Consider the following 1,323-nt stretch of genomic DNA (forward strand, 5'->3'; position numbering starts at 1 on the left):
TAGGCCTGGTTTGGTTGCAGCTGGTGGTGGGTGCGGGTGGTCAGGTGTTGGTAGCGGGCGGCGTAGACCGGGTTGTGCCGCAACGCGCCGAACGCCGCACGCCAGGCGGCAGTCCGTAGGCGGGGCCGCCCGCGGCCACTGATGGTGGTTGTGCCCTGGTAGCTGCCCGAGGAGTTCTCACGCGGGCACAGGCCGGCGTGTTTGACCACCGCCCGGGCGGAATCGAACCGGGACAGGTCACCGGTTTCGGCGAGGATCGCAGCGACCGAGACCGCGGTGACGCCGGGAATGCTGGTGGCCAGTGCGGTCAGCTGCAACTCGTCGAGCACAGCCAGCATGTGGGTTTCGACCTGCCGGCATTGGGCGGTGGCGTGGTGGAAGTCGTTGAGACCGTAGAAGGCACGTTCCAACGCTCCGGTCCGCTCGGGTGGCATGGTGGTCGCGAAAGCGGAGGTGATGATTGCGGTCAGGATCGGCCCGTGGATGCGGTGGGCACCCCAGCGGGCAAGCTCCCGGCGCAGCTTCGCCCGCAGCCGGGTATCAGCGCAGGCGGGGCTGCGGTAGGCGGTGATGGTGCGTGGATCGCAGCCGATGATGGTCATGGTGGCCAGCCAGGTGGCCGAGTCCAATGGTTGGGCGGCGCAATCGAGCACCTGCGGCCAGGCACTATCGAGCAGGTCACGCACTTGTTGGCGGGCCGCGGCTCGGCGGGTGAGTTGCTCGGTCCGTCGCACGCCGAGGTGGCGTAGCCGTGCCCAGTGCTGATCGGCGTGTTCGGGCAGGTAGATGTGGAGTTGGGTGGTCAAGCGGGCGATCAGCAGGGCGTCTTTGTCGTCGGATTTGTCGCGGGTGAAGTCTTCGGTTTCCCGAGCCCGTGCCACGACCATCGGTTGCACGCACACCATCTGCGCTCCGACTGCGGCGGCCAGATCGGCCACCACTTTCCAGCGGTGCCCGGTCGGTTCACAGGCGATGACGATGCCGGTGAACCCGGCCGCCTCAGCCTGGGCACGACTCCACTGAATCGCCGACCCCAATTTCCACGGGGTGCAGGCAAAGGTCTTGCGGGCCAGCACGCGGGAGTCATGATCGGCGACGACGATCACCTGTTTCTTGGCTGCCAGATCAATCGCCACCACCGCGTAATCGCGGCGCACGATCTCCCGCAGTCGGCTCAAACGGTCGTTTCGGCGTTTCGTTCCTCGACTCAAGGGACTAGCGTCAGACATCGACATCCTCCTTGTTGTGGTTGGGACACCAAGCCCTTACGACCACAACAGGAGGATGTCCCGTATTTCACAACCTTCGAGCTATTACTAGGTG

1 protein-coding gene is annotated in these 1,323 nt (G+C 65.5%); it reads right to left on the minus strand.

Annotation, left to right across the window (positions count from 1 at the left end):
• Positions 1-1,157 (minus strand): IS110 family RNA-guided transposase (locus OK17_RS15170; RefSeq protein ID WP_461417944.1); only part of this gene is annotated, 1,157 nt, incomplete at its 3' end.
• Between the last annotated feature and the right edge of the window lie 166 nt (positions 1,158-1,323).

The sequence above is a fragment of the Gordonia sp. GN26 genome, from assembly GCF_054823965.1.